This is a genomic window from Microbacterium sp. YJN-G, from assembly GCF_015040615.1.
In the GTDB taxonomy this organism is placed as follows: domain Bacteria; phylum Actinomycetota; class Actinomycetes; order Actinomycetales; family Microbacteriaceae; genus Microbacterium.
The window spans coordinates 132815-158511 of the sequence record NZ_CP060402.1; the positions used below are offsets into that span (position 1 = coordinate 132815).

Annotated in this window: 23 protein-coding genes; 18 read left to right on the forward strand and 5 right to left on the reverse strand. The window is 69.7% G+C overall.

Features of this window, described 5'->3' with window-relative positions; translation table 11 throughout:
• The first annotated feature begins 25 nt into the window (after positions 1-25).
• From H7694_RS00605 to H7694_RS00620, 4 genes are all read left to right on the forward strand, one after another.
• The gene (locus H7694_RS00605) at positions 26-1336 is read left to right on the forward strand and encodes an ABC transporter substrate-binding protein (protein WP_193597671.1); all 1311 of its coding nucleotides are present in this window, start codon (positions 26-28) and stop codon (positions 1334-1336) included.
• Positions 1333-2223, forward strand: a complete 891-nt coding sequence (locus tag H7694_RS00610; RefSeq protein WP_193597672.1) for a carbohydrate ABC transporter permease — start codon at positions 1333-1335, stop codon at positions 2221-2223. Before H7694_RS00605 ends, H7694_RS00610 begins: the two co-directional genes overlap by 4 nt.
• Entirely contained in the window at positions 2220-3116 is an 897-nt protein-coding gene (locus H7694_RS00615; protein WP_193597673.1) for a carbohydrate ABC transporter permease, read from the forward strand. The genes H7694_RS00610 and H7694_RS00615 overlap by 4 nt, the downstream gene beginning before the upstream one ends.
• Before the next feature lie 142 nt (positions 3117-3258).
• Positions 3259-4509, forward strand: a complete 1251-nt coding sequence (locus H7694_RS00620) for an ATP-binding protein (RefSeq protein WP_193597674.1) — start codon at positions 3259-3261, stop codon at positions 4507-4509.
• A 29-nt stretch (positions 4510-4538) separates the two neighbouring features.
• Here the strand turns inward: H7694_RS00620 and H7694_RS00625 are convergent, their stop codons facing one another.
• A complete protein-coding gene (locus H7694_RS00625; RefSeq protein ID WP_227468211.1) occupies positions 4539-5210 on the reverse strand; it encodes a GntR family transcriptional regulator in 672 nt (223 codons plus the stop codon).
• 111 nt (positions 5211-5321) lie between these two features.
• Between H7694_RS00625 and H7694_RS00630 the strand changes: the two genes are divergently transcribed.
• The 11 genes from H7694_RS00630 to H7694_RS00680 all read left to right on the forward strand — a co-directional run bounded on the left by H7694_RS00630 (position 5322) and on the right by H7694_RS00680 (position 18025).
• A complete protein-coding gene (locus H7694_RS00630; RefSeq protein ID WP_227468212.1) occupies positions 5322-7397 on the forward strand; it encodes a beta-galactosidase in 2076 nt (691 codons plus the stop codon).
• 8 nt (positions 7398-7405) lie between these two features.
• Positions 7406-8815 carry an aminomethyl-transferring glycine dehydrogenase subunit GcvPA gene (gene gcvPA, locus H7694_RS00635; protein ID WP_227468213.1) on the forward strand — a complete coding sequence of 470 codons (1410 nt, stop codon included), beginning with the start codon at positions 7406-7408 and terminating at the stop codon, positions 8813-8815.
• Positions 8812-10425: an aminomethyl-transferring glycine dehydrogenase subunit GcvPB gene (gene gcvPB / locus H7694_RS00640; protein ID WP_193597677.1), complete on the forward strand. Its 1614-nt coding sequence runs from the start codon at positions 8812-8814 to the stop codon at positions 10423-10425. Before gcvPA ends, gcvPB begins: the two co-directional genes overlap by 4 nt.
• Positions 10422-11579, forward strand: coding sequence for an ATP-NAD kinase family protein (locus tag H7694_RS00645; protein ID WP_193597678.1), 1158 nt, complete (start codon positions 10422-10424; stop codon positions 11577-11579). The genes gcvPB and H7694_RS00645 overlap by 4 nt, the downstream gene beginning before the upstream one ends.
• Positions 11580-11601: 22 nt before the next feature.
• Positions 11602-12360: an SDR family NAD(P)-dependent oxidoreductase gene (locus H7694_RS00650; protein ID WP_193597679.1), complete on the forward strand. Its 759-nt coding sequence runs from the start codon at positions 11602-11604 to the stop codon at positions 12358-12360.
• A 128-nt stretch (positions 12361-12488) separates the two neighbouring features.
• Positions 12489-13514, forward strand: a complete 1026-nt coding sequence (locus H7694_RS00655; protein ID WP_193597680.1) for an iron-siderophore ABC transporter substrate-binding protein — start codon at positions 12489-12491, stop codon at positions 13512-13514.
• A gap of 40 nt (positions 13515-13554) precedes the next feature.
• Complete coding sequence (locus H7694_RS00660; protein ID WP_193599007.1) at positions 13555-14619, forward strand: iron ABC transporter permease; 1065 nt, start codon at positions 13555-13557, stop codon at positions 14617-14619.
• Positions 14619-15743 (forward strand): FecCD family ABC transporter permease, encoded by a 1125-nt coding sequence (locus H7694_RS00665; protein ID WP_193597681.1) that lies wholly within the window; start codon positions 14619-14621, stop codon positions 15741-15743. The genes H7694_RS00660 and H7694_RS00665 overlap by 1 nt, the downstream gene beginning before the upstream one ends.
• Positions 15740-16540 carry an ABC transporter ATP-binding protein gene (locus tag H7694_RS00670; protein ID WP_193597682.1) on the forward strand — a complete coding sequence of 267 codons (801 nt, stop codon included), beginning with the start codon at positions 15740-15742 and terminating at the stop codon, positions 16538-16540. The genes H7694_RS00665 and H7694_RS00670 overlap by 4 nt, the downstream gene beginning before the upstream one ends.
• Positions 16530-17489, forward strand: coding sequence for a siderophore-interacting protein (locus tag H7694_RS00675; protein WP_193597683.1), 960 nt, complete (start codon positions 16530-16532; stop codon positions 17487-17489). Before H7694_RS00670 ends, H7694_RS00675 begins: the two co-directional genes overlap by 11 nt.
• Positions 17490-17593: 104 nt before the next feature.
• Entirely contained in the window at positions 17594-18025 is a 432-nt protein-coding gene (locus H7694_RS00680; protein ID WP_193597684.1) for a DUF1761 domain-containing protein, read from the forward strand.
• 112 nt (positions 18026-18137) lie between these two features.
• Here the strand turns inward: H7694_RS00680 and H7694_RS00685 are convergent, their stop codons facing one another.
• The 4 genes from H7694_RS00685 to H7694_RS00700 form a co-directional block, all read right to left on the reverse strand.
• A complete protein-coding gene (locus H7694_RS00685) occupies positions 18138-20453 on the reverse strand; it encodes an immune inhibitor A domain-containing protein (RefSeq protein WP_227468214.1) in 2316 nt (771 codons plus the stop codon).
• A gap of 208 nt (positions 20454-20661) precedes the next feature.
• On the reverse strand, positions 20662-21369 hold the full coding sequence (gene purQ / locus H7694_RS00690; RefSeq protein WP_193597685.1) for a phosphoribosylformylglycinamidine synthase subunit PurQ: 708 nt from the start codon (positions 21367-21369) through the stop codon (positions 20662-20664).
• On the reverse strand, positions 21366-21629 hold the full coding sequence (gene purS / locus H7694_RS00695; protein ID WP_193597686.1) for a phosphoribosylformylglycinamidine synthase subunit PurS: 264 nt from the start codon (positions 21627-21629) through the stop codon (positions 21366-21368). Before purS ends, purQ begins: the two co-directional genes overlap by 4 nt.
• A 112-nt stretch (positions 21630-21741) precedes the next feature.
• A complete protein-coding gene (locus H7694_RS00700) occupies positions 21742-22269 on the reverse strand; it encodes an adenine phosphoribosyltransferase (protein ID WP_193597687.1) in 528 nt (175 codons plus the stop codon).
• 188 nt (positions 22270-22457) lie between these two features.
• On the opposite strand from H7694_RS00700, the gene H7694_RS00705 reads away from it, so the two are divergent.
• The 3 genes from H7694_RS00705 (at position 22458) to H7694_RS00715 (ending at position 25693) form a co-directional block, all read left to right on the forward strand.
• Positions 22458-23768 carry an ABC transporter substrate-binding protein gene (locus H7694_RS00705; RefSeq protein ID WP_227468215.1) on the forward strand — a complete coding sequence of 437 codons (1311 nt, stop codon included), beginning with the start codon at positions 22458-22460 and terminating at the stop codon, positions 23766-23768.
• 69 nt (positions 23769-23837) lie between these two features.
• Positions 23838-24809, forward strand: coding sequence for a sugar ABC transporter permease (locus tag H7694_RS00710; RefSeq protein WP_319805261.1), 972 nt, complete (start codon positions 23838-23840; stop codon positions 24807-24809).
• Positions 24806-25693, forward strand: a complete 888-nt coding sequence (locus H7694_RS00715; protein ID WP_193597689.1) for a carbohydrate ABC transporter permease — start codon at positions 24806-24808, stop codon at positions 25691-25693. Before H7694_RS00710 ends, H7694_RS00715 begins: the two co-directional genes overlap by 4 nt.
• The last annotated feature ends 4 nt before the right edge of the window (positions 25694-25697 follow it).

Consider the following 25697-nt stretch of genomic DNA (forward strand, 5'->3'; position numbering starts at 1 on the left):
TATTCAATATTCAATGGAGGATGACATGAAGAAGCCCCTCGCCCTCGCCGCTCTGACGGCGTTCGGCCTCGCGCTCACCGGCTGCGCCACCGGCGGCGTGCCCGCAGCCGGTGGCGACGCGAAGATCGAATCGGACGCCGAGCTCAGCGGCGAGATCACCGTCTGGTCGTGGGACGTCGGCGCCGTCGCGCTGGAGCGCCTCGCGGCGGACTTCGAGAAGGCCAACGAGGGGACGACCGTGAACGTCGTCGACGTCGGCTACGACAACGCCTACGACAAGATGGCCGTCGGCTTCCAGGCCGGCACCGGCCTGCCCGACGTCGTGACCATCGAGACCGAGCAGTCGGCCGGGTACATCACCCAGTTCCCGAAGGGGATGCTCGACCTGAGCCCCGTGCTCGGCGACCAGGAGTCCGACTTCGACCCGTTCAAGTGGGCGGCCGGATCCGACAAGAACGGCGCCCTGCGCATCGCCCCGTGGGACTCCGGCACCGTCGCGCTGTACTACCGCACCGACATCATCGAGGAGGCCGGCGTCGACATCGCCGGAGCCGACACCTGGGACGAGCTGATCGAGCTGGGCAAGGTCGTCAAGGAGAAGACCGGGCACACCCTGATCTCGGTCGACCTCTCCAGCAACGGTACGTTCCAGATGCTGCTGCAGCAGCTGGGTCAGGGCCTGTTCGACGAGAACGGCGACATCACCCTCGCCAGCCCCGAGGCCGAGCGCGTGCTCACGATGCTGCGCGACCTCAACGACAACGGCCTGCTCAAGAACGTGCGCGGCTGGGACGGCCGGGTCACCTCGGCCAAGGACGGCGACTCCGCCGTCACCGCAGAGGCCGTCTGGTGGATCGGCACCCTGCAGGGCGACGCACCCGAGCACGCGGGCAAGTACGGCGTGCTGCCGCTGCCGGCCTTCGACGAAGGCGGCACCCGCACCTCGAACAACGGCGGCTCCGGACTCGCGGTGCCCTCGCAGTCGAAGAACCCGCAGCTCGCGGCGGCCTTCGTCGACTTCGCGCTGGCCGAGACGGCCAGCCAGACGTCGATGATGCAGAACGAGGGGCTGTTCCCGTCGTACCTGCCCGCGCTGGAGGACGAGCTGTTCTCGCAGCCCGTCGAGTACTTCGCAGGCGAGCCCGTGTACGAGACCTTCGCCGAGCTGACCGCCGAGATCCCGCCGATCGTCTACACCTCCGACAGCGCCGAGGCCGCCGACGTCGTCATCAACCTGGTCAGCGCGGTCGTGCTCAACGGTGCGGACCCGAAGCAGGCTCTCGCCGACGCCGCCCAGCAGCTGGCCACCTCGACCGGCAGGAGCATCGCGGAATGACTCTGCTCGCCCCTCGGCGGCGGCGTCGCGGGGTCGACCCGGGGCGGGCAGGACGCTGGTTCGTCCTGCCCGCCGTGGGCCTGCTCGCCTTCTTCTTCGCCTACCCGCTGCTCGCCTCACTGTGGCAGAGCCTCACGAGCACCGAGGCCGGCGTCTCGCTCTTCGTGGGCATCTCGCAGTACCAGCGGCTGTTCGCCGACCCGCTGATCGCGAAGAGCCTGTTCAACGCCGGGATCATCCTCATCATCCAGGTGCCGCTGATGATGGCGCTCGCCGTGGGACTCGCCTACCTGCTGAACCAGTCGTGGCTGCGGTTCCGGTCGGGCTTCCGGCTGCTGACCTTCCTGCCCGCGGTGACCACGCTGGTCGCCTACGCGGTCGTCTTCCGCGTGCTGCTGGCCACCGACGGCGGCGCCGTGAACCAGCTGCTGGGCCTCGCCGGCATCGGGCCGGTGGACTGGCTGAACAACGAGTGGTGGGCACGTGCCGCGGTCATCGCGGCGGTCACCTGGCGATGGACCGGCTACAACATGGTCATCATCCTGGCGGGACTGCAGTCGATCCCCGGCGAGCTGTACGAGGCCGCGCGCATCGACGGCGCCAGCCGCTGGCAGACCTTCTGGCATGTCATCCTGCCCCAGCTGCGGCCGGTGCTCATCTTCACGAGCGTCACATCGACCATCGGCGCACTGCAGCTGTTCGACGAGAACTTCATCCTCACCGGCGGCGGGCCCAACGACGCGACGCTCACCCCGGTGCTCTACCTGTACAAGGTCGGATTCCGGCAGTTCGACTTCGGCTACGCCTCGGCGATCGCCTGGATGCTCGTCGTGCTCACCGCGATCATCGCCGTGGTCCAGTTCCGTGTGATGAGGGAGAAGCCATGACCGACCTCGCGACCAGAGTCGTCGTGACCGGCAACGCCGACGGCGTCAGCCGCGGCGCGGGGGAGCGCGGCCTGCGGAGCCGGATGCTGCGCCTGCCGCTGTATGCGCTGCTGATCCTCGCCGCCGTCGTGTCGATCGTGCCGTTCCTGTGGATGATCATCGCGTCCACGCACCCGACCTCGGCGCTGTTCGGCACGCCGCTGCCGATGCTGCCGGGCGACCAGCTGTGGGAGAACCTCGCCCGCCTCGAGGAGCGGATCGGGTTCAGCCGCGTGATGCTGAACAGTCTGCTGATCGCCGTCATCTACACGGTGTTCAGCTCGATCGTGAGCATCATGTGCGGCTACGGACTGGCCACCTACCGCTTCCGGGGCCGGGGTGTGCTGCTGGGCGTCGTGCTCGTCACGATGATGATCCCGATGCAGGTGCTGCTCGTGCCGCTGTTCCAGATCATGGCCGGCATGGGCTGGATCGACACGTATCAGGCGGTCGTCCTGCCGTTCCTGGCCAATGCGTTCGGCATCTTCCTCATGCGGCAGGGGTTCCTCGACTTCCCGCCCAGCCTGATCGAGGCGGCGCGGATCGACGGGGCCTCCGAGCTGCGCACGTTCTACCGCATCGTGCTGCCGGTGGCGAGGCCTCAGATCGCAGCGCTGGTGATCTACACGTTCATCAGCCAGTGGAACTCGTTCATCTGGCCGCTGCTCATGCTCAACACCGAGCAGAACTACACCGTGCCGGTGGCGCTTAACACCATGATCGGCATGAGCCGGGTGGACTACTCCGGTCTGATGCTCGGCTCGCTGCTGGCGACGCTGCCGCTGATGCTGCTGTTCCTGGTCTTCCAGAAGCAGTTCGTGTCGGGCCTGCTCGGCGGAGCCGTGAAGGGCTGACACGTGGGCGTGACCATGATGGTGAAACGGCGAGCACGGGGTGGTGAAACGGCGCGCATAAGGTGGTGAAACGGCGAGCAGAAGGTGGTAAAACGGCGAGCATAGGGTGGTGAAACGGCGAGGTTTCTCGTACGATCGCACCATGGAGAACCCCGGGTTGATTCATCGCAACGTATTCGGACGCGTCGAGTCTGCGCTTGCCGATACGCGGATCGTGGTCATCCAAGGGGCTCGGCAGGTCGGCAAATCCACACTCTCCAGTCAGTTGCTCGAGAGGCGCGAAGGTATCACCGTCACGCTGGATGACCAGGAGTCCTTCGATTTCGCCCGAACCGACCCTGCTGGATTCGTCGGGCAGGCGGGCGAGCGAATGCTCGTCATCGACGAACTCCAGCGGGTCCCGCAGCTCGTTGTCGCCCTGAAGGCTGCAGTCGACCGCGATCAGCGGCCGGGGCGCTTTCTCGTGACGGGCTCGGCGGATCTTCTCGACCTGTCAGCGACACACGAGTCACTTGCGGGACGGGCGGAGCGGATCGACCTCTATCCGTTCAGCCAACGCGAGCTTCACGGTGACGGCGGCTCATTCATCGACACAGTGTTCTCGGGGGCCAACCTCGGAGATCACGAGAGCCCTCTCGTTCGGTCCGACTATCTCGAGCTTGCCGTCGCCGGCGGCTACCCTGAAGCGCTCCGTCGAGGGTCCTCTCGGCGGAGACAGGACTGGTACACCGCCTACCTCGCGCAGATCGTGAAGCGAGACGCCGTCGACATCTCCGGCCTTCAGCGGCTCGCTGATCTTCCACGACTGCTGCGGCTGATCGCGGCACGTATGGGGGGCACGATGGTGTGGAGTGGGCTCGCTGCGGATGCCGGGATCCCGCGACGCACTCTCGAGCCGTATGCCGCTCTACTTGAGACGCTTTACCTCACGCACACGCTGCCCGCCTGGGCGGTGAATCTGACATCCCGCGAAGTGAAGCAACCCAAGGTGTTTCCCGTCGATTCGGGTCTCGCGGCCGCTCTACTCGGACTCGGTGACGGTTCGCTCGGACCGATCTCCCCTTCGGCCGGCCCGCTTCTGGAGTGCTTCGTGGTCGGTGAACTGCGGCGTCAGCTCGGGTGGGCCGACGCGAGAGCGACGCTTCATCACTATCGGGACAGTCGTGGCGTCGAAGTGGACGTCGTCCTCGAGACGCCGGATGGTCGTGTCGTAGGGATCGAGGTGAAGGCGGCGGCGACCGTCAATGCGAAGGATGCCGCGGGGCTGGGTGTGCTGCGCGAGCGGTTGGGCGACCGCTTCGTCGCCGGTTATGTGCTGCACACGGGTGCGCGGGCGGTCGCGGTGGGCGAGCGCATCACCGCATTGCCGATGGACGCGATCTGGACGCGCTGAGTATCGCCGTCTGACGACCCGGCGACGGCTCAGGCTGTGAAGTACTGGCTCGACGAGTTGTCGAGGATGCGGCGCATGCCGGAGTTCCAGTTGACCTTGAGCGCCTCGATGGCGGCGGGGATGTCGCCGGCGGTCAGGTGATGCGCGATCGCGCCGTGCTCGGCCGCCACGCGCTCGACCATGACGTCGGCAGCGACGAGCAGCGACTCGTAGCGATGGAAAGCGCTGCGGGTGCTCTCGATCACGTCGAGCAGCCTGCGGTTCGGGCACGCCGAGAGCATGAGGGCGTGCCACTCGTCGTCCTTGGTGATGATCAGGCCGTGCTCGGCGATCTCGTCGGCGAAGGCGGCGGCGAGGTCTGCCAGCTGCGCGCCGATGCGCTTGAGCTCGTCGATGGGCGACAGCTCGAGCGCGAGGCTCTCCAGCGCGGCCATGACGGGGGCGAGCTCTTCGAACTCGCGCGCCGACAGCGGCACGAAGCGGAAGCCCTTGCCGTTCTCGCTGGTGATCTGCCCCTCGGACTCGAGGGCGATCAGCGCCTCGCGCAGCGGGGTGCGGCTCACGCCGATCTCGGCGGCCAACTGCACCTCGTTGATGCTCCCGCCGGGCTGCGCCAGGCCGGTGCGCATTCGCGCAAGCAGTTCCTCGCGCACCTGAGATCGGAGATTCTTGCGCTCGATCGCCATTTCGGTCCCTTCCACCGCTTCGGTCAGCTTAGAGCTTGACCACGTCATTCTTTGTGTTTACGCTATTCTGTATACAGAATACATTGAACAGTGTTCGTGTCGACCCTGACTCAGAGAGGAGCCGCTGTGGCTGACGAGATCGCCGATGAGCGCATCCGCCCTGTCCGCATCGACGCTCTGGCCTTCGGCGGCGATTACAACCCCGACCAGTGGTCGGAGGAGACCTGGCTCGAGGACATCCGCCTCATGAAGGAGGCCGGCGTCACCATGGTGAGCCTGCCGATCTTCAGCTGGCCGCAGCTCGAGCCCGAACCCGGTGTCTACGACTGGGGATGGCTCGACCGCATCCTCGACCTGCTCCACGAGGCGGGCATCCGCATCGACCTCGCGACCGCCACCGCGACCCCGCCGTCCTGGCTGCTGCGCGCCCACCCCGAGATGGCGCCGTGGGACTCGGAGGGGCACCGGCTGGAGTTCGGCTCACGCCAGACCTACTGCCCGTCATCACCGATCTGGCGCGAGCACGTCGCCCGGATGGCCCGCGCCATGGCCGAGCGCTACGGCGAGCACCCCGGGCTTGCCATGTGGCACATCTCGAACGAGTACGGCGACCACATCTCGCGGTGCTGGTGCCCCGAATCCGCCGCGCACTTCCGCCGCTGGCTGCAGAACCGCTACGGCGACCTCGACGGGCTCAACGAGGCGTGGGGCGTGAACGTGTGGGGTCAGCGCTACACCTCGTGGGAGCACATCGAGACGCCGAAGAAGGCGCCGGGCCCGATCAACCCGACCAAGCTGCTCGACTTCGAGCGGTTCTCTTCCGACGCGATGCTCGAGCTGTTCCAGATCGAGATCGACGTGCTGCGCGAGGTCACCCCCGACATCGCGGTCACCACGAACTTCATGAGCATGTTCCGCGACCTGGACTACTGGGACTTCGCGGCGCGTGAGGACATCGTCACCGACGACGCCTACCCCGAGCCCGCCGACCCGACCTCGCACGTGGGCGCCGCCCTGAACTACGGACTGATGCGCTCGCTCAAGGGCGGCCGCCCCTGGCTGCTGCTGGAGTCGTCGGCCAGCGCCACCAGCTGGCGCGACGTGAACGTGCCCAAGGCGCCGGGGCGGATCCGCGTCGAGAGCCTGCAGGCCGTGGCACACGGATCGGATGCCGTGATGTTCTTCCAGTGGCGTCAGGCCAAGTACGGCCAGGAGAAGTTCCACTCGTCGATGCTCGGCCACCGCGGCGAGCGCTCGCGCAGCTTCCAGGAGACCAAGGCGCTCGGCCACGAACTCAAGCGGCTCGAGGCCGTGCGCGGCACGCGCGTGCGCTCACGGGTCGCACTGGTGGTCGACTGGGACTCCTGGTGGGGGTCGAGCGCCGTCGAGTCGCTGCCCTCGCAGCGACTGCGCTGGGACGAGCAGGCCAGGACCTGGCACCATGCGTTGCACACGCTCGGTCACGCGGTCGACACCGTGCGCGCCACGGGCCCGTTCGAGGGCTACGACCTCGTCGTCGTGCCGAACCTGTACATCACCGAGCAGCCGCAGGCCGACGCCCTCACCGCCTTCGCCGAGAGCGGGGGCACGGTCGTGGTCGGCCCGTTCTCGGGCGTGGTCGATGCGACCGAGAAGGTGCACGACGGCGGTGCCCCCGGCCCGCTGCGCGCGCTGCTGGGCGTCGAGGTCGACGAGCAGTGGCCGATCGCCGACGGACTCAGCGGGCAGGTGGGCTACGGCGCCGCCGAGCTCGCCGTACCGCACTGGGCCGAGTGGATCGAGGCCGACGCCGATGTCGAGGTGCGCGGCGGCTACGCATCCGGCGTGCTCGACGGCCACCCCGCCGTCACGCGCCGCCCTGTCGGCGACGGAGCGGCCTGGTACGTCAGCGCGAAGCTCGAGCACGACGGGATGCTGACGGTCTTCCGCGACATCCTGCACGCCGCGGGTCTCCCCGCACGCGACGTCGTGAACGTCGAGGCCGAGGCTGTGACCCGCGCCGACGACACCACCGACTACACCTTCCTGCTCAACCACGGCACGGATCCGGTGGCGTTCGAGCTGCCGGCATCCGGTGTCGACCTGCTCACCGGGGCAGATGCCACCGGCCGGGTCGAACTCGGCGCCTACGGCGCCGCGGTCATCGCCTCGCCGCGTGCGGCATCTGTGCCCTTCCTCACCCTGACCACCACGACCGAATGAAGGATGCTGTGACAGAGTCGTTCGTCCACCCGTACATTCCCAACACCGCGCCAGAGGTCCGGCGCGCGATGCTCGACGCCGTCGGCGCGGCATCCGAGGAGGACTTCTACGCCGACGTGCCGGCCGAGCTGCGCCTGCAGCGAGAGCTCGACCTGCCGGCTCCGCTGCCGGCCGAGCACGATCTCGCCCGGCACGTGCGCGGCATCCTGTCGCAGAACCGCTCGACCGAGGAGCGGCTGAGCTTCCTGGGTGCGGGCACCTACAACCACTACGTGCCGGCCGTCGTCGACGAGGTGATCCGTCGCAGCGAGTTCCTCACCGCCTACGCCGGCGAGCCCTACGAGGACCACGGCCGCTTCCAGGCGCTGTTCGAGTACCAGTCGCTGATGGCCGAGCTGCTCGCGATGGACGTCGTGAACGTGCCCACCTACGACGGCTATCAGGCCACCGCCACCGGCATCGCGATGGCGGGCCGGCTGACCGGACGCAGCCGCGTGCTGGCCGTCAGCGACGTGCTGCCCGAGAAGTTCTCGAAGGTGCACGACTACGTGCGCGCGAACGTGACCATCGAGCGGATCGGCACCGCCGACGGCATCGCCGACCTCGAGGCGCTGCGCGCAGGCCTCGGCGACGACGTCGCCGCGGTGTGGATCGAGACCCCCAGCGCGACCGGCGCCGTGGAGACCCGTCTGGCCGAGATCGCCGAAGCCGCGCATGCGGCAGGCGCCGTCGTCGTGGTCGGCACCGACCCGATCGGCTACGGCGTGCTCACCCCGCCCGCGCTGCACGGCGCCGACATCGTCACCGGCGACATCCAGTCACTCGGCCTGCACCAGTGGTTCGGCGGCGCGCACGCCGGGTTCATCGCCGTGCACGACGACCCGCGGTTCGTCATGGAGATGCCCTCGCGCCTGTTCGGCCTGGAGTCCACCGACGTGCCGGGTGAGTACGGCTTCGGCGACGTCGCCTACGACCGCACCTCGTTCGCCCACCGCGAGGAGGGCAAGGAGTGGGTCGGCACCGCCGCCGCCCTCTGGGGCATCGCCGCGGGCGTCTACCTGTCGCTGATGGGGCCCGCCGGCATGGCAGAACTCGGCAGGCTGCTGCTGGCCCGCACGCGCTACGCCCAGCAGAGGCTCTCGGCGATCGACGGCGTCGAGCTGGGCGACCAGGCGCTGCACCTGCGCGAGTTCACCGTGCGGTTCGCCGGCATCCGGGCCGCCGAGGTCGTCGACGCCCTGCGCGCTGACGGCATCGAACCGGGCGTGGTCACGGGTGAGCACACCCTGCTCGTCTGCGTCACCGACACCACCTCCGCCGCCGACATCGACCGCCTCACCGGCGCGATCACCGATCTCATCACCACGACCCGGTCCTCGAGCGCGCTCGGCGCCGACAGCAAGGAGGTTTCGAAGTGAGCCTGCCCATCACCCCCGCATCCAGCCCGCGCAGCTTCCACCAGGCGAGCTGGAACGAGCCGATCGTCTTCGAGCTGTCGACCCCCGGTGAGCGCGGCATCGCCGTGCCGGCCGTCGAGGCCGGCGTGCGCGAGGTCGTCGGCGACGTCGTCGCAGCCCTTCCCGAGGGCATGCGCCGCCCGCAGCCGCCCGCGCTCCCCGAGATCGCGCAGATGCGCGTGCTCAAGCACTACCTGCGCCTGTCGCAGGAGAACCTCGGCTCCGACCTGAACGTCGACATCGGGCAGGGCACCTGCACGATCAAGTACTCGCCGAAGATCAACGATCAGCTGATCGAGGTGCCGCAGCTGCGCGCGCTGCACCCCGCGCAGGACCCGGCCGACACGCAGGGTGCGCTGGAGATGATCTGGCGGCTCGAGCAGCTGATGGCCGAGATCTCGGGCATGGATGCCGTCTCGCTGGCCTCGCCCGGCGGCTCGGCCGGCATCTGGACGAACATCGCCATGATCCGCGCGTACCACGAGTCGCGCGGCGAGGCTGAGCAGCGCGACGAGGTGATCACCACGATCTTCAGCCACCCCTCCAACGCCGCCGCCGCGAAGGTCGCCGGCTACAAGGTCATCACGATCTACCCCGACGCCGACGGCTACCCCGACATCGACGCGCTCAAGGCCGCGCTCTCCGAGCGCACGGCGGCGATCATGGTCACCAACCCCGAGGACACCGGCATCTACAACCCGGCCATCCGGGAATGGGTGGATGCCGCACACGCCGTGGGCGCCCTCGCCTCGTACGACCAGGCCAACGCCGCCGGCATCCTGGGCATCACGCGCGCCCGCGACGCGGGCTTCGACGTGTGCCAGTTCAACCTGCACAAGACCTTCTCCGCCCCGCACGGCAGCGGCGGCCCCGGTGCGGCGGCGAACGCCGTGAGCGCCGAACTGGCGCCGTTCCTGCCCGGGCCGCGGGTCGAGCGGGTCGACGGGCGGTTCGTCGTGCGTGAGCCCGGCGAGCTGTCGATCGGCCACGTCGCGCCGGCTCACGGCGTGATCCTGCACGTGGTGCGCGCCTATGCGTGGATCATGGCGCTCGGTGCGGAGGGCATGCTCACCGCCTCGCAGATCGCCGTGCTCAACAACAACTACCTCCTCAAGCGCGTGCTCGAGATCCCGGGGGCATCGGCGCCGTACGCCGCCGGCCGCCGGCGCATCGAGCAGGTGCGCTACTCGTGGCAGGAGCTGTACGAGGACACCGGCATCAGCTCCGAGGAGATCGGCATCCGGATGGCCGACTACGGCTTCCACTACTGGACCAGCCACCACCCGTACGTGGTGCCGCAGCCGTTCACCCTCGAGCCGACCGAGTGCTACTCGAAGGCCGAGATCGACGAGTACGTGACCGCGCTCGCGCAGGTCGCGCAGGAGGCGCGCGAGAACCCCGAGCTGGTGCGCACCGCACCGCACAACCAGACCGTGCACCACACGCACCACGACGACCTCGACGACCCCGAGCGCTGGGCCATCACCTGGCGCGCCTACCGCCGCAAGTACTTCGGCGAGCTGCGGGCCGACGCGGTCGCCCCTGCCCTCGAGGGTGCCGCCGCGTCGTGATCGGACTGGTCGTCAACCCCGTCGCCGGGGTCGGCGGGCCTGCGGGCCTCGCCGGCTCCGACGGCGCGGACGTGCAGCGCCTCGCCCTCGAGCGCGGCGCGCACGCCCGTGCCCCGCAGCGGGCGACCGCCGCGCTGCGGGTGTTGGCGGCCCGGCATCCCGCGCTGGTCGTCATCACGGCCGGCGGGACGATGGGGGCGGATGCCGTGCGCGCGGCCGGCCTGGAACCCTGGGTCGTGCATCAGCCGGGCCCCGCGACGGATGCGGCGGACACCTCCGCCGCGGTCGCAGCGGTCGCCGCGGCCGGGGCGACGCTGATCCTGGTGGCGGGTGGCGACGGCACGCTGCGGGATGCGGCGGCGGGTCTCACGAGGACCCCCGTCGGTCAACTCGCTACCGACCAGCCGGCCGACCAGCCCGCCGTGCTCGGCATCCCCGCCGGGGTGAAGATGTACTCGCCGGTGTTCGCGGTCAGCCCGCACGCGGCCGGCGCGCTCGCCGCCGAGTGGGCCGACGGCACGCTGCCGACCGCTGAGCGCGAGGTGCTCGACGTCGACGAGCAGGCCATGCGGCACGCCCGCGTCGACCCCGTGCTGCACGGGATGCTACGTGTCCCGTTCAAGGTCGGCCGCACCCAGTCGCGCAAGGCCGCGACCCCGGCATCCGAGGCCGCCGCCGTCGTCGCCGCCGCGCGTGGGGTCGTGCGGCGGATGCTGCCCGGCATCCGCTACCTGCTGGGTCCTGGAAGCACGACCGCCGAGGTCGCCGGGCAGCTCGGCATCCGCAAGTCGCCGCTGGGTGTCGACGTGATCCTCGACGGGCGCCAGGTGATCGCCGCCGCCAGCGAGGAGCAGCTGCTCGCCGAGGTGGCGAAGGGGCCCGCCCAGGCCGTCGTCACCGTGATCGGAGGGCAGGGATTCCTGCTGGGCCGCGGAAACCAGCAGCTCTCAGCAGCCGTCATCCGCGCCCTCGGCGACGACCCGCTGATGGTCGTCGCCCCCGAGCAGAAGATCATCGATCTGCTCGGCAGGCCGCTCATCGTCGAGACCGGCGACCCCGATCTCGACGCCCGGCTCTCCGGGCACATCCGCATCGTCACCGGAGTCGGCACGACCAGCATGTACGCTGTCGCCGCGCCCGACCCGGCCCTCTGAAACCGAACCGAAAGGGAATCCCATGCGTCTGCAGAACAAGAAGGCCATCGTCACCGGCGGAGCCGGGGGCATCGGCCGTGCCACCTCGCTCGCGTTCGCCGCCGAGGGCGCCGCCGTCGCGGTCGTCGACCTGAACGCCGAGGCCGCCGAGGCCGTCGCCGACGAGATCCGCGCCGCAGGAGGCACGGCGATCGCCATCGGCGCCGACGTCTCCAGCGAGGACGACATCATCCGGGTGGTCGCCACCGCGAACGAGGCGTTCGACGGCATCGACGTGGTCTTCAACAACGCCGGCATCATCCGTCGCACCACCGCCGTCGAGACCACCGTCGAGGAGTGGGACCGCGTGTTCGGCGTGAACGTGCGCGCGATCTTCCTGATGTGCAAGCACGTCGTGCCGGTCATGAAGGCCGCCGGCGGCGGCTCGATCGTCAACACCGGATCCGGCTGGGGTCTCAAGGGCGGCGGCCAGGCCATCTCGTACTGCGCCTCGAAGGGCGCCGTGGTCAACATGACCCGCGCGCTGGCCATCGACCACGGCCCCGACGGCATCCGGGTCAACTCCGTCAACCCGGGCGACGTCGACACCGGGATGCTGCGCGACGAGGCCGAGCAGCTCGGCCAGGACCAGGCCGGCTTCCTCGCCGAGGCCGCCGAGCGGCCCCTGAACCGCATGGGTCAGCCGAGCGAGATCGCCGCTGCCGTGGTGTGGCTGGCCAGCGACGACGCGTCGTATGTGACCGGCTCGGCGCTGGTCGTGGACGGCGGCGGCATCGCCTGACCGCAGTCCCGGCGAGACGTCACAGAGGCGGGGAGGGGAGGTGAGGCTTGCCTAAGTCGTGATACCTTAGGCGAGCCTTACCGAAGCGCGGCTTCCCGCGCCGCGCCCCCGACCGAAGGAAATCGCCCGTGCGCACTTCCCGCCTTCTCGCCCTCGGCGCCGCAGTCGTCCTCGCCGCCGGTCTCACCGCCTGCTCATCCGCAGCATCCGGGGACTCCGCCGCCGACGCCGGCTCCGCCGCATCCGACTCCGCCTTCCCCGTCACGATCGAGCACGTGTACGGCGAGACGACCATCACCGAGAAGCCCGAACGCGTCGCGACCGTGGCGTGGGCCAACCACGAGGTTCCGCTCGCCCTCGGCATCGTGCCGGTCGGCATGAGCAAGGCCACCTGGGGCGACGACGACGGCGACGGCGTGCTGCCGTGGGTCGAGGACAAGCTCGAAGAGCTCGGCGCCGAGACGCCCGTGCTGTTCGACGAGACCGACGGCATCGACTACGAGGCCGTCGCCGACACCGCGCCCGACGTCATCCTCGCTGCGTACTCGGGCCTCACGCAGGAGGAGTACGACACCCTCTCCAAGATCGCCCCGGTCATCGCCTACCCTGGCGTCGCCTGGGGCACCTCGGTCGACGAGATGATCGAGCTCAGCTCGAAGGCGCTCGGCCTGGCCGACGAGGGCGAGGCCCTGATCGAGAAGCTCGATGCCGAGGCGGATGCCGCGCTCGAGGCGAACAGTGCGCTGAAGGACAAGAAGCTGCTGTTCACCTACATCGACCCCGCCGACCTCAGCCAGATCAGCTTCTACACCGCGGCCGACACCCGCCCCGGCTACCTGCACGACCTCGGGCTGCCCATGCCGGCGGTCGTCGAGGAGAGCGCGGACAGCACCGACTTCTACGTGTCGGTCAGCGCCGAAGAGGCCGACAAGTTCAACGACGTCGACGTGTTCGTCACCTACGGCGACGAGTCGATCATCGCCACCCTGCAGGCCGACCCGCTGCTGTCGAAGATCCCGGCCGTCGCCGAGGGCCGCATCGCCGTGCTCGGCGACGCCACCCCGCTCGCGGCATCCGCCAACCCCTCGCCGCTGTCGATCCCGTGGGGCCTCGACGACTACTTCGCCGTGCTGGCGAAGCCGCTCGCGGACTGAGCGCACGCGGAGCACGCATCCCGTGAGCACCACGACCGCCATCTCCCAGGACTCGCGAGCTTCGCAGGACCAGGGCAGAGCGACACCGGGCGTCGCCGACCTGCGACGCCCGGTGTCGGTGCGCACGGCGTGGCTGCTCGCCGGGGTCGGCGTGCTCGCCGTGCTCTGCGTGCTCTCGGTCGCCTTCGGGGTGCGCGAGGTGTCGGCCGCCGACGTCGTCGCGGCTCTCACCGGGCACGATGACACGATCGCCCAGGCGGCGATCATCAAGCGCATCCCCCGAACCGTGCTCGCCCTGCTGGTCGGGGCGGCGCTCGCGCTGTCGGGGGCGACCATGCAGGCGGTCACCCGCAACCCGATCGCCGAGCCCGGCATCCTCGGCGTCTCGAACGGCGCCGCGCTCGCCGTCGTGGTCGGCATCGCCTTCGCCGGCATCACCTCGGCCTACGGCCAGATGGCCCTCGCCATCGCCGGCGCTGCGCTCGCCGCCACCTTCGTCTACGCAGTCGGCTCACTCGGACGTGGCGGTGCCACGCCGCTCAAGCTCGCCCTGGCCGGTGCCGCCACCTCGGCGGCGTTCGCCTCGCTCGTCAGTGCGATCATGCTGCCGCGCGTCGACCTGCTGCAGGCGTTCCAGTCCTGGCAGATCGGCGGCGTGGGCGGTGCGGAGTGGCCACGCATCGCGATGACGGCCCCCGTGCTCGCGGTCGGTGCGCTGATCTGCTTCGCCGCCTCGCGCGGCATGAACTCCCTCGCCCTCGGCGACGACATGGCCGCCGGCCTGGGAGAGCACGTCTTCCGCACGCGGCTCGTCTCGGCGCTGGGCGCCGTGATCCTCGCCGGGGCTGCGACCGCGATCGCCGGCCCGATCGGGTTCATCGGCCTGGTCGTCCCGCACGTGTGCCGGATGCTGATCGGCACCGACCACCGCTGGCTGCTGCCGTTCTCGGCGCTGGCCGGTGCCGCGCTGCTGACCGCGAGCGACGTCATCGGCCGGGTCATCGCGCCGTCGTCGGAGGAGATCCAGGTCGGCATCATCACCGCTGTGCTGGGTGCACCGTTCTTCATCTGGATCGTCCGGCGGCAGAAGGTGCGTGAGCTGTGATGACCACGATCGGATCCGGCCCGGTGCGCGAGGCGCAGGACGAGACGGCGGATGCTGTGCACGCTGCGCGCTCCGGCGCTGCCGCGCCGTTCGCGCGTTCCGGCGTTGCGGCGATCCTGGCCGGGCGCCGCGCCCGCCGGCGCCGCCGCATGGTCGCAAGCGTCACCCTCGGCATCCTGCTGCTGGCGACGTTCGTCGTCGCCCTCATGGTCGGCAACACCTTCTACGGGCTCGACGAGATCATCCCGGTGATCTTCGGGCAGACCGTCCCGGGCGCCTCGTTCACGGTCGGCGAGCTGCGCCTGCCCCGGTCCGTGCTCGCGGTGCTCGCCGGTCTCGCGTTCGGCATCGCCGGCGTGACCTTCCAGACCCTGCTGCGCAACCCGCTCGCCTCGCCCGACATCATCGGGATCTCGCACGGCGCGGGCGCCGCTGCCGTGGTCGGCATCATCGTGCTCTCGCTCGACGGACCCCTGGTCTCGCTGCTGGCCCTCGGCGGGGCCCTGCTCACCGCCGCCGTCATCTACCTGCTCTCGAACAAGGGCGGATTCGCCGGCACCCGGCTGATCCTGATCGGCATCGGCGTCGCCGCGATGCTGCAGAGCGTGATCTCGTACCTGCTCTCGCGTGCCGCCAGCTGGGACATCCAGACCGCCATGCAGTGGCTCACCGGCAGCCTCGGCAACGCCTCATGGGAGCGGGTGCTGCCGCTCGCGGTCGCCGCCGCGATCACGGTGCCGCTGATGCTGCTGCAGAGCCGATCGCTCAGTGCCATGCAGCTCGGCGATGATTCGGCATCCGGTCTGGGCGTGCGAGTGAACCTCGCCCGCGTGCTGCTGATCGTGGGAGCAGTGACCCTGCTCGCCTTCGCCACCGCTGCCGCCGGCCCGATCGCCTTCGTCGCCTTCATGGCGGGCCCGATCGCCGCACGCCTGACCGGGCCCGACTCGAACCTGCTCATCCCGGCGGGACTGGTCGGCGCGCTGCTCGTGCTCGGCGGCGACCTGATCGGCCAGTTCGCTCTCGGCGCCCGCTACCCGGTGGGCGTCGTCACGGGCGTGCTCGGCGCCCCGTACCTGATCTACCTGCTCATCCGCACCAACCGATCCGGAGGCTCACTGTGACCGCGGCGCACACCCTGTCGGCCGAGTCCGTCACCCTGGCCTACGGCGACCGCACCATCATCGACGGCCTCGACCTCACCCTCGCGCAGGGACGCATCACCTCGATCGTCGGTGCGAACGGGTGCGGCAAGTCGACCCTGCTGCGCTCGCTCGCGCGTCTGCTCTCGCCCACCGCCGGGCAGATCGTGCTCGACGGCAAGTCGGTGCACGCACGGCCCTCGAAGGAGGTGGCGCGCATCCTCGGCCTGCTGCCGCAGTCGCCCATCGCACCCGAGGGCATCGCCGTCGCCGATCTCGTCGGCCGCGGTCGGCATCCCCACCAGGGAGTGCTCTCGCGCTGGAGCACGCACGACTACGAGGCCGTCGCCGACGCACTGGCTGCCACCGGCATCACCGATCTCGCCGACCGCAACGTCGACGAGCTCTCGGGTGGGCAGCGGCAGCGGGTGTGGATCGCCATGGCCCTCGCGCAGGAGACCGACATCCTGCTGCTCGACGAGCCGACCACCTTCCTCGACGTCGCCCATCAGGTCGAGGTGCTCGATCTGCTCACCGACCTGTGCGTCTCGCACGGCACCACCATCGTGATGGTGCTGCACGACCTCAACCTCGCGGCGCGCTACGCCGACGAGCTGGTCGCAATGAAGGACGGCCGGGTGCACGCCGCCGGCACCCCGCACGACGTCGTCACCGCTGAACTCGTCCAAGAGGTCTTCGGCCTCGCCAATCAGATCACCATCGACCCGGTCTCCGGTAAGCCGATGGTCACGCCCATCGGGAGGCACCATGTCCGCTGAGACCACCACGACCACCAGGACGCGACCCGCCTACGCCCTCGCGCTGACCGAGGTGCGGGCCGTCGACCGCGTCTCGCCGAACTTCGTGCGGATCACGTTCGGCGGCTCCGACCTCGACGATTTCGGCACACCCGGCGAGGTGTTCGACTCGCGTATCAAGATCGTCTTCCCGCCGTCGCCCGACGTCGTGCCGGCGATCGACCGCGACAGCGACGACTGGTGGGGCTCGTACCTGGCGGTGCCCGAGGCCGAGCGCGGATCCATGCGCACCTACTCGGTGCGCGAGCTGCGCACCACGGATGCCGGCACCGAACTCGTCGTCGACTTCGTGCTGCACCTGCAGCCCGGGCTCACCGGTCCCGCCTCGACCTGGGCGAGCACGGCCAGGGTCGGGCAGCCGCTGTTCATCGTCGGCCCGCGCCGCAACGTGCCGATGCGCGAGCACGGCGGAGCCGAGTTCTCGCCGGGCGCGGCACGATCGGTGCTGCTGGCCGGAGACGAGACCGCCGCTCCGGCGATCGCGCGCATCCTCGAGGACGCCCCGCGCGACCTGCGCGGCACGGCCTTCATCGAGGTGCCCACGGCGGATGACGTCCTCACGATCGACGCCCCCGCCGGTGTCGAGGTGACCTGGCTGCCGCGCGAGACCGGCGAGCTGCACGGCACCGCGCTCATCCCCGCCGTGCTGCAGCACCTGGGCGGGCATGCCGCCGCCGTCGAGGTGCGCGACGTCGAGACCGAGGAGCTGCTCTGGGAGACGCCGGTGTACTCCGCGCTCGGCGAGGAGATCGCCGCGACCGATGCCCCCACCGACCGCTACTACTGGATCGCCGGTGAGAGCGGCGTGGTCACCACCCTGCGCCGCCACCTGGTCAAGGACCTCGGCGTCGACCGCGCCCAGGTCGCCTTCATGGGGTACTGGCGCCGCGGCGTCGCCATGCGCGGCTGATCGGCTGTCGGCCGGCGGGCCGGCCGGCAGCGTGCGACTGGCCCGGCTGCCGGGCCGATCGGCCGCCGGGGAGTAGTCTGACCGCATCCGAGCGAGGAGGCAGGATGACCATTCCGGAGATCAACTACTGGGCAGTGCTGCTGGCGACGGTCTCGACCATGATCGTGGGATCGATCTGGTACGCGCCGAAGGTGTTCGGCACGCGCTGGTCGAGGCTCGCGAACGTCGACATGGACCGGCCGGGGTCGAGCGCCATCATCCCGATGATCACGACCGTGCTGGTGAGCTTCATCACCGCCTGGGTGCTCGCCGGTGCGGCATCCATCGCCTGGCACTTCTACGAGGGGTCGTACTTCTGGGCGGCCGTCGTCACCGCGGTCACCCTGTGGGCCGGGTTCACGGCGGCGCGCTTCATCACGCACGACGCCTTCGAGGGCCGCTCGACCAAGCTCACCACCCTGAACATCGCCCACGAACTCGTCACCATCGTGGTGATGGCGATCATCATCGGCGTCTGGCCGCCCGCCGGCATCTGAGACAGCGGATGCCGTGCGCCACGGCATCCTTCCGCATCCGTCGAACACGAAGTCCGGGCCCGCCCCCTGAGGGGACGGGCCCGGACCGTGTGTCATCCGATGCGGCCGGTGACTACTCCGCGGGGTTGGCGACCGAGACGGTCATGGCGCTGCCGGTCGTCTGACCGGTCACCGTGATCGTCACGCCGTGGCCGGCCACCAGCACGCCGCCGAGCGGGTTCGAGTCGTCGTAGAACGCCTCGGGAACGGCATCCGTGAACGTCGCCGTCTGCGTGCCGGGGGTCGAGCTGGCCGTCATGGTCTGCATGGTCTGCTTCTTGCCCTTGCCGACCAGCACCTGCTTGTGCAGGCTCACCTGGTCGAGGGCGTTCAGACCGAACGCCGCATCGAACGGCTGACGCCGGTTGCTGGGCATCGTGCCGTCCTCGTACACGATCGGCACCGGGTTCGCGTCGACCGGCAGCGCCAGCCCGTGACCGAGGTGGTCGATCGTGTTGTTGTCGCCGTACGACTCGTCGATCGCCCAGACGAGCATGCCGTCCTGGAACGGGAAGTGCTCCACCCAGTTCGGCCGGGTGATGCCCTCGCTGAACTGGTACGGGCCGACCCGCAGCGTCGTGTCGTAGTCGACGTAGGTGCGGTTCTCGGCGAGGTAGTAGCGGTCACCGGTCGAGGTGTGCGTGCCGTCGCTGAGCGTGAACCCGCCAGCCGCCGTCCAGCCGTTCTCGCCGGCCTCGACGTCGTCGGTGAGCAGGGTCGTCCCGCCGCTCTTGACCACGATGTCGTCGAGGAACGCACCGGCCAGGTGCACGCCGCCGTCGCTCTGGTACCGGAACCGGAACAGCGTGTCGGCGCTGCCGCCGGGCACCGAGTACCGCAGTGCGGCCCACCGTCCGCTCGAGCTGCCGTCCAGCGGCTTGCCCACCTGGGTCCAGTTCGCGCCGCCGTCGGTCGAGTACTCCGCGTACAGGAAGTCGTACCCGGCCTCGATGTCGTACCAGGCCTTCGCGGTCACCGTCGCCGAGCGGATGCCGGTCAGATCGAACGACCGCGTCAGCGTCGTGTTCAGGTCGTCGGCGCTCGAGGTCCACCATGCGTGGCCGCCGGCCGGTTCTACGAGTGTCGTCGTCCTGGTGGCATCCGGGACGTCGACGATCAGCGCCTGCTCCTGGCCGTCGACCTGCCGGGCCGCGGGGCTCAGCGTGAAGTCGCCCGACTCGCCGGGGTTGACGATGGCGTAGTCGAGCCAGCCGAGCTGCAGTTTCTCCCACGGGCCCATGTAGTTCGGCGTCGTGCCGATGTCGACCTGGCCGTCGCCGAGCCACGAGCCGCTGGACATCAGCGTCCAGAAGCCGGTGGAGTTCTCGCCGCCCGCCGTGTCGTACAGGTCGGGCAGGCCGAGGTCGTGGGCGTACTCGTGCGCGAACACGCCGAGTCCGCCGTTCTCGGCCTCGACGGTGTAGTCGCCGATCCAGATGCCGCTGTCGCCGATCTGGGTGCCGCCGAACTCGGCACCGGCCGGCCCGGTCTGGCCGAAGTCGGTCGCATTCACGTACCAGCGGTGCGACCAGATGGCATCCGCACCCTGCACGCCGCCTCCGGCGTCCTCGCCCTCACCGGCGTGCACGGCCTGGAAGTGGTCGATGTACCCGTCGGGCTCGTCGAAGTTCCCGTCGGCGTCGTGGTCGTAGCGGTCCCACACATCGAACGTCGCCAGGTCCGCCTGGATCTCGGCCGCGGTGCGGCCTGCGGCCACCTGCGCCGCGTACCAGGCGTTGGCCGCGTCGGCGATGAACTGCCACGCGCCACCGGCATCCTCGACGGCGTTGTCGCCGTAGGTCGACGCATTGCCCGGCACCTGCACCCAGTCACTGACCTCGCCTGCGACCGTGTACGCCCCTGACGACTGCTTGGAGTAGAAGTCCGCGAAGGACTGCTCGGTGGTGCCGGCGTCGCCGTCACCGAAGAACAGGTCGTGGTAGTAGGCGGTGTTGAAGTCGGCACGCCAGTGCGTGCTGTTGTCGAGGGTGCGGTCGGGCTCTGCGATCTGGTTGTGCAGCGGGCCCGGGTCGGTGCCCAGCTTGCCGCTGCCCTGATCGCCGAACTCGGCGAGGATCGTGAACAGCCGTCCCGTGCCGGTGACGGCGGCCTCGTAGTACTTGTCGCCCTCGGCGTTCAGGGCGACGACGCCGTCTTCGTTCGGCGTGGCCTGACCCGAGAGGATCAGCTTCTGTGCGGCCTTGCGCCGCTCGTTCTGCCGCTCGGTGAGCGGGCCGGGGCGGTTGTCCGGGCGCTGCACCGAAGAGTCGGTGGAGGTCGGACTCTCTCCCGGAGGGGCTGCCGACGCCGGCGGGACGAGCATGACCCCCGCGATCGCGGTGGCACCGGTGGCGGCTGCGGCGAGGATGCCGCGGGCACGTCGTTTCACGTTCACTCCTTTGTGTACTGGCCCGGGATCGCCGGGCACGACGACGTCAAGCTAGCACGCAGGAGGAGCGAGGGAAACGGGTTGCGGAGCATCACCCGGATGCGGCATGGGACACGCGCGCGTCAGCGGGTGCGAGCCGGGAGGATGCCGGTCAGGTGGCGATCGGCGACGATGAGGGTCGCCCGGCGTCGCCGGATCGGGATGCCGGTCAGGCGGCGATACGGGCGACCGCGGCGACGGCGCTCTCGAAGAAGCCCAGGCCGTCCACGCCCGAGCGCATCGCGTCGCGGGTGTCGGGGCCGAAGCCGGGCTCGGTGGCGTGCTCGGGGTGCGGCATGAGGCCGACCACGTTGCCCGCGGCGTTGGTGAGCCCCGCGATGTCGCGCAGCGAGCCGTTCGGGTTGACGCCCGCATAGCGGAAGGCGACCAGGCCCTCGCCCTCCAGACGGTCGAGCGTCTCGTCGTCGGCGATGTAGCCGCCCTCGCCGTTCTTCAGCGGGATGACGATCTCCTGGCCCTGCTGGAAGGCCGTCGTCCAGGCGGTGCCGGCGTTCTCGACCGTGAGCTTCTGGTCGCGGCGCACGAAGTGCTGGTGGTCGTTGCGGATCAGTCCGCCGGGCAGCAGGTGCGCCTCGACGAGCATCTGGAAGCCGTTGCAGATCCCCAGGATCGGCATGCCCTTCGCGGCAGCATCCTTGACCTCGGCCATGATCGGCGAGAGCGCGGCGATCGCACCCGAGCGCAGGTAGTCGCCGTAGCTGAAGCCGCCCGGCAGCACCAGCGCGTCGACGCCCTCGAGGTCGTGCGAGCCGTGCCAGAGGGCGACGGGCTCGGCGCCGGCGATGCGCACCGCGCGCTGCGCGTCGCGGTCGTCGAGCGAACCGGGGAAGGTGATGACCCCGATGCGAGCGGTCACTCCGCCACCTCGGCGTCGCTCACCGACACGGCGACGACGTCTTCGATCACGGAGTTCGACAGCACGTCCTCGGCCACGCGGCGGGCCTCGGCGAGCACCTCATCGGTGACCTCGCCGTCGACGGTGAGCTCGAAGCGCTTGCCGATGCGCACCTGGCTGAAGGCCTCGACGCCCAGGCGGGCGAAGGCTCCGGAGACGGCCTTGCCCTGCGGGTCGAGCAGTTCGGCCTTGGGCATGACGTCGACGACGATGGTGGGCATACTCAGACTCCGGATGTCGCGGGCGGGATCAGGGAGAGTCTACCGCGCGAACCCGGGCGTTCCGTCGTCGACGACAGCCGCGGGCGAGCGGGCTGGAAGCGGGCGAGCGCGGTCAGGCGGAGTGGAAGACCGTGTGCAGGTCGCCGATCAGATCGCGGCCGCCCAGGCCGTCGATCTCGAACAGCACGCTGATGCCGGCGACCGTGCAGCCGAGACGCTCGACGAGGTGACGGCCCGCAGCGAGGGTGCCGCCCGTGGCGAGCACGTCGTCGATGAGCAGGATGCGGGTGCCGGCGGGCAGGTCGTCGTGCATCTCGATGGTGGCGGTGCCGTACTCGAGTGCGTAGTCGACGGATGCCGCGGGCCGGGGGAGCTTACCCGCCTTGCGGATCGGCACCAGGCCGACACCGGCGGTGATGGCAGCCGCGCCCGCGAGGATGAAGCCGCGCGCCTCGATGCCGGCGACGACGTCGAAGGTGCCGGCGAACGGCTCGATCAGGGCCTCGGTGGTCACACGCAGCGCCTCGGCATCGGCCAGCAGCGGGGTGATGTCGCGGAAGAGGATGCCGGCTTCCGGGTAGTCCGGGATCGAGCGGATCAGGGACTCGGCGCGGGTGAGGGCGGGGGAGAGTTCGGGCACCGGAGAAGGTTACCGGAGCAGGCTGTGCGCGCCGCGGGCGGCATCCGGTCCGGTGGTCGCGCTTGACATTCGTGGGAGCGCTCCCATAGATTGATCCATCAGTCCGTGGGAGCGCTCCCAAAGCGCGCCGCGGACAACCCGAAGCACGACCCGCACACCCAACGCACTACTGCACAAAGGAGTGACCTGTGAACACGCACGCGCGACGCCGGATGCTGGTGACGGCATCCCTCGCATCCGTCTCGGCCCTCGCCCTCGCCGGCTGCAGCGGCACCGCTGACGCCGGCACCGACGGCTCCGGCGACGAGAAGATCACGCTGACCATCACCACGTTCGGAACGTTCGGCTACGACGACCTCTACAAGGAGTACGAGGACGCGCACCCGAACATCACCATCGAGGCGACCAACATCGACACCGGCGGCAACGCCCGCACCGACGCCTTCACCAAGATCGCCGCGGGCAGCGGCCTCAGCGACATCGTCGCGATCGAGGAGGGATGGCTCGGCGCCATCATGGACGTCTCCGACGTCTTCGTCGACCTGCGCGACCACGGCATCGAGGAGCGCAAGGGCGACTGGGTGGACTGGAAGTACGGCCAGGCGACCGACGCCGAGGGCCGCGTGATCGGCTACGGCACCGACATCGGCCCCGCCGGCATCTGCTACAACGGCGCCGCGTTCGAGGCGGCAGGGCTCCCCAGCGACCGCGAGTCGGTCGCCGAGCTGCTCGAGGGTGACTGGGAGAACTACTTCACCGTCGGCCAGGAGTACACCGACAAGACCGGCAAGGCCTGGTACGACCACTCGGGCTTCGTCTGGAACGCCATGGTCAACCAGCTCGACGAGGGCTACTACACCGCCGACGGCGAGCTGAACGTCGAGGGCAACGACGAGCTGAAGGAGCGCTTCGAGCTGCTGGGCGCCGCGACCGAGGGCGGCCAGTCGGCTGCGCAGGCCGCCTGGGACTGGAACGGCGGCAAGTCGTTCGTCGACGGCACGTTCGCCACGTTCGTCTGCCCCGGCTGGATGCTGGGCGTCGTGCAGGGCCAGGTCGAGGCCGGCGGCGGCGACGCATCCACCGGCTGGGACTTCGCCGACGTGTTCCCCGGCGGCGCGGCCAACTGGGGTGGCGCGTTCCTGTCGATCCCCGAGACCTCGCAGCACCATGAGGCGGCCGCTGAGCTCGCCGACTGGCTCACCCAGCCCGAGCAGCAGGTGAAGCAGTCCGCCGCCGCGGGCAACTTCCCCTCGACGATCGAGGCACAGGAGAAGCTCGCCGCCGACGCGACGCCGAACGCGTTCTTCAACGACGCGCCCACCGGCGCCATCCTCGCCGAGCGCGCCAAGGGCGTCGTCGCCCAGTTCAAGGGCGCCGACGACTCGGTGATCCAGGAGAACGTCTTCGGTCCGGCGCTGAGCGCGCTGGATCGCGGCGAGACCGACACCGCCGGTGCGTGGGAGCAGGCGATCTCGCTCCTGGGCGACCTGGTCGACTGACAGTCATTCCGGTCGCAGGCCGCGCCTGAGCGCGCGGCCTGCGACCGGATGCATGAAAAGAGCCCCTTCATGACGTGGAAACATCGAGTCTCCCGGTTCGATCAGAACGCCTCGCCGTACTTCTACATCTCGCCGTTCTTCCTGCTGTTCGGCCTGGTGGGCCTGTTCCCGCTGCTGTACACCGTGTGGGTCGCGGTGCACGAGTGGGACCTGCTCAAGGGGCAGGGCGAGTTCCTCGGCTTCGGCAACTTCACCGAGATCCTCGCCGACAGCATGTTCTGGAACTCGATCTTCAACACGCTGAGCATCTTCCTGCTCTCGGCGATCCCGCAGCTGGCGATGGCCCTGCTGATCGCCTACCTGCTCGATCGCGGCCTGCGCGCCCCGACATTCTGGCGGATGAGCGTGCTCATCCCCTTCGTCATCACCCCGGTCGCCGTCGCCATCATCTTCTCGAGCATCTTCAACGAGGCCGACGGCCTCGCGAACAACCTGCTGAACCTCGTCGGCATCGTCGACCAGGAGTGGAAGCACAGCACCTTCCTCTCGCACATCGCCATCGCCGTCATGGTCAACTTCCGCTGGACCGGGTACAACGCCCTCATCCTGCTGGCCGCGATGCAGGCCGTCCCGCGTGACCTGTACGAGTCCGCGGCCCTCGACGGGGCCGGCGCCGCGCGCCGGTTCTTCTCCATCACCATCCCGACGATCCGCCCGACGCTGATCTTCGTCGTGATCACCGCCACCATCGGCGGGCTGCAGATCTTCGCCGAGCCTCGCCTGTTCGACGTCTCCACCGCAGGCGGCATCGGCGGCTCCGATCGGCAGTTCCAGACCACGGTGCTGTTCCTGTGGGAGATGGCGTTCTTCCGCCGGGACCTCGGTGAAGCATCCGCCGTCGCCATCCTGCTGTTCCTGCTCATCCTCGGGATCGGCGTGATCAACTTCCTCATCTCGCGCCGGGTCGCCACCGGCGACTCCCCGCGCCCGCGCACGGTGCGCCGCCGCGCCCGCGCCCTCACGACAGGAGCCGAGCGATGACCGCCACCATGGCCCTCAGCGTCCCCGAGCGCATCCGCCGCCGTCGCGTCGCCGCCGGCACCGCCGGAATCGGCAGCCGACCCGGCTTCCTCACCTACGGACTGCTCGCCGCGTTCATCATCGGCAGCGTCTACCCGCTGTGGTGGTCGATCGTCGTCGCCAGCGGCGACAACTCGACCCGAGGCGAGACCCTGCCGCTCATCCCCGGAGGCAACTTCCTGGCCAACGCGGCGAAGGTGCTCGACGCCATCCCGTTCTGGCTGGCCCTGGGCAACTCGATCATCATCTCCTCGGTGATCACCATCTCGGTGGTGACCTTCTCGACGCTCGCGGGCTACACCTTCGCCAAGCTGCGCTTCCGCGGTCGCGACGGTCTGATGGTGTTCGTCATCGCGACGATGGCCATCCCCACTCAGCTCGGCATCATCCCGCTGTTCATGGTGATGCGCGAGCTCGGCTGGACCGGCTCGATCGGCGCGGTCATCGTGCCGACCCTCGTCACCGCATTCGGCGTGTTCTTCATGCGCCAGTACCTCGTCGACGTCATCCCCGACGAGCTCATCGAGGCGGCGCGCGTGGACGGCGCGAACCAGTTCCGCACCTTCCTCACCGTGGGACTGCCCGCCGCCCGCCCCGCGATGGCGATCCTCGGCCTGTTCACGTTCATGACCGCATGGACCGACTACCTGTGGCCCCTCATCGTGCTGCCCCCTCAGAACCCGACCCTGCAGACGGCGCTCAGCCAGCTGCAGTCCGGGTACTACATCGACTACTCGATCGTGCTCGCCGGCGCCGTGCTCGCGACCCTGCCCCTGCTGCTGCTCTTCGTCGCAGCGGGCAAGCAGCTGGTCAGTGGCATCATGGCCGGTGCAGTGAAAGGATGACCCC

Excerpts from the sequence above, each read along its gene's own strand:
- H7694_RS00675 (WP_193597683.1), top strand. The coding sequence starts at position 16,530 with ATGTCCGCTGAGACCACCACGACCACCAGGACGCGACCCGCCTACGCC.
- H7694_RS00715 (WP_193597689.1), top strand. The coding sequence starts at position 24,806 with ATGACCGCCACCATGGCCCTCAGCGTCCCCGAGCGCATCCGCCGCCGT.
- H7694_RS00680 (WP_193597684.1), top strand. The coding sequence starts at position 17,594 with ATGACCATTCCGGAGATCAACTACTGGGCAGTGCTGCTGGCGACGGTC.
- purS (WP_193597686.1), bottom strand. The coding sequence starts at position 21,629 with ATGCCCACCATCGTCGTCGACGTCATGCCCAAGGCCGAACTGCTCGAC.
- H7694_RS00615 (WP_193597673.1), top strand. The coding sequence starts at position 2,220 with ATGACCGACCTCGCGACCAGAGTCGTCGTGACCGGCAACGCCGACGGC.
- H7694_RS00605 (WP_193597671.1), top strand. The coding sequence starts at position 26 with ATGAAGAAGCCCCTCGCCCTCGCCGCTCTGACGGCGTTCGGCCTCGCG.
- H7694_RS00620 (WP_193597674.1), top strand. The coding sequence starts at position 3,259 with ATGGAGAACCCCGGGTTGATTCATCGCAACGTATTCGGACGCGTCGAG.
- H7694_RS00610 (WP_193597672.1), top strand. The coding sequence starts at position 1,333 with ATGACTCTGCTCGCCCCTCGGCGGCGGCGTCGCGGGGTCGACCCGGGG.
- H7694_RS00665 (WP_193597681.1), top strand. The coding sequence starts at position 14,619 with ATGACCACGATCGGATCCGGCCCGGTGCGCGAGGCGCAGGACGAGACG.
- H7694_RS00650 (WP_193597679.1), top strand. The coding sequence starts at position 11,602 with ATGCGTCTGCAGAACAAGAAGGCCATCGTCACCGGCGGAGCCGGGGGC.
- H7694_RS00710 (WP_319805261.1), top strand. The coding sequence starts at position 23,838 with ATGACGTGGAAACATCGAGTCTCCCGGTTCGATCAGAACGCCTCGCCG.